The sequence below is a fragment of the Shigella sp. SIG3 genome, from assembly GCF_053555855.1.
Genome location: NZ_JBQZXE010000180.1, coordinates 1 through 5,136, shown reverse-complemented (window position 1 = coordinate 5,136; position 5,136 = coordinate 1). Strand labels below are relative to the sequence as shown.

Annotated in this window: 6 protein-coding genes and 1 pseudogene; 6 read left to right on the top strand and 1 reads right to left on the bottom strand. The window is 52.4% G+C overall.

The features are described from left to right. The 4 genes and pseudogenes from drpB to vsr form a co-directional block, all read left to right on the top strand. A partial coding sequence (gene drpB / locus ACUU1I_RS19535; protein WP_449144166.1) for a cell division protein DrpB occupies nucleotides 1-239 on the top strand: 239 nt, incomplete at its 5' end. Nucleotides 240-278: 39 nt separating this feature from the next. Further along, nucleotides 279-819: pseudogene (locus tag ACUU1I_RS19530) on the top strand (phosphohydrolase). Nucleotides 820-885: 66 nt separating this feature from the next. Further along, nucleotides 886-2,304: a DNA-cytosine methyltransferase gene (gene dcm / locus ACUU1I_RS19525; protein WP_001157215.1), complete on the top strand. Its 1,419-nt coding sequence runs from the start codon at nucleotides 886-888 to the stop codon at nucleotides 2,302-2,304. Further along, nucleotides 2,285-2,755, top strand: a complete 471-nt coding sequence (vsr, locus tag ACUU1I_RS19520) for a VSPR family DNA mismatch endonuclease (protein WP_000228688.1) — start codon at nucleotides 2,285-2,287, stop codon at nucleotides 2,753-2,755. Before dcm ends, vsr begins: the two co-directional genes overlap by 20 nt. Here the strand turns inward: vsr and yedA are convergent. Then, entirely contained in the window at nucleotides 2,744-3,664 is a 921-nt protein-coding gene (yedA, locus tag ACUU1I_RS19515; RefSeq protein WP_001212269.1) for a drug/metabolite exporter YedA, read from the bottom strand. The genes vsr and yedA overlap by 12 nt on opposite strands. Before the next feature lie 172 nt (nucleotides 3,665-3,836). On the opposite strand from yedA, the gene ACUU1I_RS19510 reads away from it, so the two are divergent. Further along, entirely contained in the window at nucleotides 3,837-4,754 is a 918-nt protein-coding gene (locus ACUU1I_RS19510) for a DUF808 domain-containing protein (RefSeq protein ID WP_000922693.1), read from the top strand. 78 nt (nucleotides 4,755-4,832) lie between these two features. After that, nucleotides 4,833-5,015: a YodC family protein gene (locus ACUU1I_RS19505; protein WP_000009302.1), complete on the top strand. Its 183-nt coding sequence runs from the start codon at nucleotides 4,833-4,835 to the stop codon at nucleotides 5,013-5,015. Nucleotides 5,016-5,136: the final 121 nt, after the last annotated feature.

Genomic DNA, 5,136 nt, shown 5'->3' with positions numbered 1-5,136 from the left:
TGTGGGCTTTCTATACATGGTGTGGCTATTTCGTCTGGGCAATGGCGCGATACATCTGGGTGATGAGCCGGATCCCCGATGCCCCCGTGTCGGGATTTGAAAGTGATTTAGGATCTACCGCGGGGAAGTGGTTAGGAGCATTGGTCGGATTTCTGTTTATGGCCCTGGTTGGTGCCTTGTTAGGCGGCATTGCATGGTACACCCGACCTCGTCCCGCACGTTGCAGACGCTATGAATAAAAACTGCTAAGGTTGCGACTCTTTGGCAACGGAGCGCGTATGGAGTTACAACACTGGCAGGCACAGTTCGAGAACTGGTTGAAAAACCATCATCAACATCAGGACGCGGCGCATGACCTGTGTCATTTTCGCCGTGTCTGGGCTACGGCACAGAAACTGGCGGCAGATGACGATGTCGATATGCTGGTGATTTTAACCGCCTGTTATTTTCACGATATCGTGAGCCTAGCGAAAAATCATCCGCAACGGCAGCGTTCTTCAATCCTGGCGGCAGAAGAGACGCGTCGCCTGCTCCGTGAAGAGTTCGTGCAATTTCCGGCGGAGAAAATTGAGGCCGTTTGTCATGCCATTGCCGCTCACAGTTTCAGCGCGCAAATCGCCCCCTTAACAACGGAAGCTAAAATCGTCCAGGATGCGGATCGGCTGGAAGCCCTGGGGGCGATTGGCCTGGCGCGCGTATTTGCCGTTTCAGGGGCATTGAGCTTGGCGCTGTTTGATGGCGAAGCTCCGTGCCGAACTGGCGGGGGAGAATGAAGGTATCGATCACAAGGTGATAGATGCGTTTTCACCCGCTGGCTGAGCGCGTGGCCCTAAACGGCAGTAATTATGTTAACCTGTCGGCCATCTCAGATGGCCGGTTAAATCTATGCAGGAAAATATATCAGTAACCGATTCATACAGCACCGGGAATGCCGCACAGGCAATGCTGGAGAAACTGCTGCAAATTTATGATGTTAAAATGCTGGTGGCGCAGCTTAATGGTGTGGGTGAGAATCACTGGAGCGCGGCAATTTTAAAACGTGCGCTGGCGAATGACTCGGCATGGCACCGTTTAAGTGAGAAAGAGTTTGCCCATCTGCAAACGTTGTTACCCAAACCACCGGAACATCATCCGCATTATGCGTTTCGCTTTATCGATCTATTTGCCGGAATTGGCGGCATCCGTCGTGGTTTTGAATCGATTGGTGGACAGTGCGTGTTTACCAGCGAATGGAACAAACATGCGGTACGCACTTATAAAGCCAACCATTATTGCGACCCGGCGACGCATCATTTTAATGAAGATATCCGCGACATCACCCTCAGTCATCAAGAAGGCGTGAGTGATGAGGCGGCGGCGGAACATATTCGTCAACACATTCCTGAACACGATGTTTTACTGGCCGGTTTCCCTTGTCAGCCATTTTCGCTGGCTGGCGTATCGAAAAAGAACTCGCTCGGGCGGGCGCACGGTTTTGCCTGCGATACCCAGGGCACGCTGTTCTTTGATGTGGTGCGCATTATCGACGCGCGTCGTCCGGCGATGTTTGTGCTCGAAAACGTCAAAAACCTGAAGAGTCACGATAAGGGAAAAACGTTCCGCATCATCATGCAGACGCTGGACGAACTGGGCTATGACGTTGCCGATGCAGAAGATAACGGGCCGGACGATCCGAAAATCATCGATGGTAAACATTTCCTGCCGCAGCACCGTGAACGCATCGTGCTGGTGGGTTTTCGTCGCGATCTGAATCTGAAAGCCGATTTTACTCTGCGTGATATCAGCGAATGTTTCCCTGCACAGCGAGTGACGCTGGCGCAGCTGCTGGACCCGATGGTTGAGGCGAAATATATCCTGACGCCGGTGCTGTGGAAGTACCTCTATCGATATGCGAAAAAACATCAGGCGCGCGGTAACGGCTTCGGTTATGGAATGGTTTATCCGAACAATCCGCAAAGCGTCACCCGTACGCTGTCTGCTCGTTATTACAAAGATGGCGCGGAAATTTTAATCGATCGCGGTTGGGATATGGCCACGGGTGAGAAAGACTTTGACGATCCGCTGAATCAGCAACATCGTCCACGTCGGTTAACGCCTCGTGAATGCGCGCGCTTAATGGGTTTTGAAGCGCCGGGAGAAGCGAAATTCCGCATTCCGGTTTCGGACACTCAGGCCTATCGCCAGTTCGGCAACTCGGTGGTCGTGCCGGTCTTTGCCGCGGTGGCAAAACTGCTTGAGCCAAAAATCAAACAGGCGGTGGCGTTGCGTCAGCAAGAGGCACAACATGGTCGACGTTCACGATAAGGCCACCCGCAGCAAAAATATGCGCGCGATTGCCACGCGTGATACGGCGATTGAGAAGCGCCTCGCCAGTTTGTTAACCGGGCAGGGCCTTGCGTTTCGCGTTCAGGACGCCAGTCTGCCCGGACGCCCGGATTTTGTCGTTGATGAATATCGCTGCGTGATATTTACCCACGGCTGCTTCTGGCATCATCATCACTGCTATCTGTTTAAAGTGCCTGCGACTCGAACTGAGTTCTGGCTGGAGAAGATAGGTAAAAATGTTGAACGCGATCGCCGCGATATCAGTCGCTTGCAGGAGCTCGGCTGGCGCGTACTGATTGTCTGGGAGTGTGCGTTACGTAGGCGCGAGAAGCTGACGGATGCGGCGCTTACCGAGCGTCTGGAAGAGTGGATCTGCGGCGAAGGTGCCAGCGCGCAGATCGACACGCAGGGGATTCATTTACTCGCTTGATGCATCCTGAATAACTGGCGCGACAACGGGTTTGGCCGGGAAGAGATATTTTCCCAACGTGACCAGTACCACCGCGAAAACAATTACGCCGAGCGCCAGCCATTCAATCTTCGACAGCGTTTCGCCACCCAGTCCCGTACCCAGCAAGACCGCGACCACCGGGTTAACGTAGGCGTAGCTGGTGGCGAGAGCCGGACTGACATTACGGATTAAATACATATAAGCGTTAATGGCGATAATCGAACCAAACAGCGCCAGATAGCCGACCGCAAGGAAGCCTGACAGGGAAGGGAGCGCCGTCAGTTTTTCACCCGCAATCATCGATGCGATCATTAACACCACGCCTGCCGCCAGCATCTCAATCGCACCCGCCATCATCCCTACAGGTAAGGTAATGCGCGAGCCATAAACTGAGCCAAACGCCCAGCTAATCGAGCCGATTAAAATCAGAATCGCGCCCCACGGATTGCCGCTTAAATTTCCACCGCTATTGAGCATGATGATTCCGGCAAGCCCAATGGCAATACCCACCCATTCCAGTTTGCGCGTTTTAATGCCAAACAGGCGACTGAAGCACAGGGTAAAGAGGGGCACGGTTGCAATCACTACGGCGGCGATGCCGGAAGGAACATTTTGATGTTCGGCAACCGTCACCATGCCATTACCGACAGCCAGCAATAACAGGCCAATCAGCGCGGCATTGAGCAGCGGACGTAGCGGGGGAAGTTTGTGTCCGCGCAGTAGCAAAAATGCCAGCAATAAAATACCGGCTGCCAGGAATCGAACGCCCGCCATCATTAACGGAGGCCAGCTTCCCACGCCAATCCGAATGACAAAATAGGTTGAGCCCCAAATGATATACAACGCAAACAGCGCGCCAAAAAGCGGTAACAACTGGCGGAAACGCATAATCCCTCACGGCGGAAATAAAAAGGTGGTTCATAGTAAACGTGAAAATCATTCTGCTGGCTAGAGATATAATTGCACTTGATTGTTAAATAAATGTTGACCTGTGAAGCAAGTATCAGAGCTGCCGTTTTTGCTTCATACTTACACCCTTCAGCAATAAAAATGAGAGGGAATGCTTTTGGCCGGGAGTAGTTTACTGACGTTGCTCGATGATATCGCCACACTGCTGGACGATATCTCTGTGATGGGCAAACTGGCGGCGAAGAAAACCGCCGGTGTATTAGGGGATGATTTATCGCTCAATGCGCAACAAGTTTCAGGCGTGCGGGCCAACCGGGAACTTCCCGTGGTCTGGGGCGTGGCGAAAGGATCGCTGATCAATAAAGTGATTCTGGTGCCGCTGGCGCTGATCATCAGTGCGTTTATCCCGTGGGCGATTACGCCACTGTTGATGATTGGTGGCGCGTTTCTCTGCTTTGAAGGGGTAGAGAAAGTGCTGCATATGCTGGAGGCGCGTAAACATAAAGAAGATCCAGCGCAGAGCCAGCAGCGTCTGGAGAAGCTGGCGGCGCAGGATCCGCTGAAGTTTGAAAAGGACAAAATTAAAGGGACGATTCGTACCGATTTTATTTTGTCTGCGGAAATCGTCGCCATCACGCTGGGGATTGTGGCAGAGGCGCCGTTGCTTAATCAGGTGCTGGTGCTTTCAGGCATCGCGCTGGTAGTGACCGTGGGCGTCTACGGTCTGGTAGGGGTTATCGTTAAGATTGATGACCTAGGGTATTGGCTGGCGGAAAAATCCAGCGCGCTGATGCAGGCATTAGGTAAAGGGTTATTGATTATCGCGCCTTGGCTGATGAAAGCATTATCGATTGTCGGCACGCTGGCGATGTTCCTCGTCGGCGGCGGGATTGTGGTACATGGTATTGCGCCGCTGCATCACGCTATTGAACATATCGCCGGGCAGCAAAGTGCAGTGGTGGCGATGATATTACCGACTGTTTTAAATCTGATTCTTGGATTTATCATCGGCGGCATCGTGGTGCTGGGAGTGAAAGCAGTAGCGAAAATGCGCGGTCAGGCACATTAATACTCGCACTGGCTATTATGCAAAATTCGCCATCTTCAACTAAGGTGAACAAGTTTCACTCGAAAAAAGGAGGCGAGTATGAGCTTTATGGTTAGTGAGGAAGTTACGGTTAAAGAGGGCGGCCCGCGAATGATTGTCACTGGATACTCCAGCGGTATGGTTGAGTGTCGTTGGTATGACGGTTACGGGGTCAAGCGGGAAGCTTTTCATGAAACCGATCTTGTTCCGGGGGAGGGGAGTCGTTCTGCGGAAGAAGTTTGAAAGGGTATCATTAACACCAGGCCGGATCACATCCGGCCTGGTGTCCCAATGCCTGCAATGAATGATAGTCGCGTCTTATCATGCCACCATTATAAAATTATCGCTGTTTTGCGGTATGAAC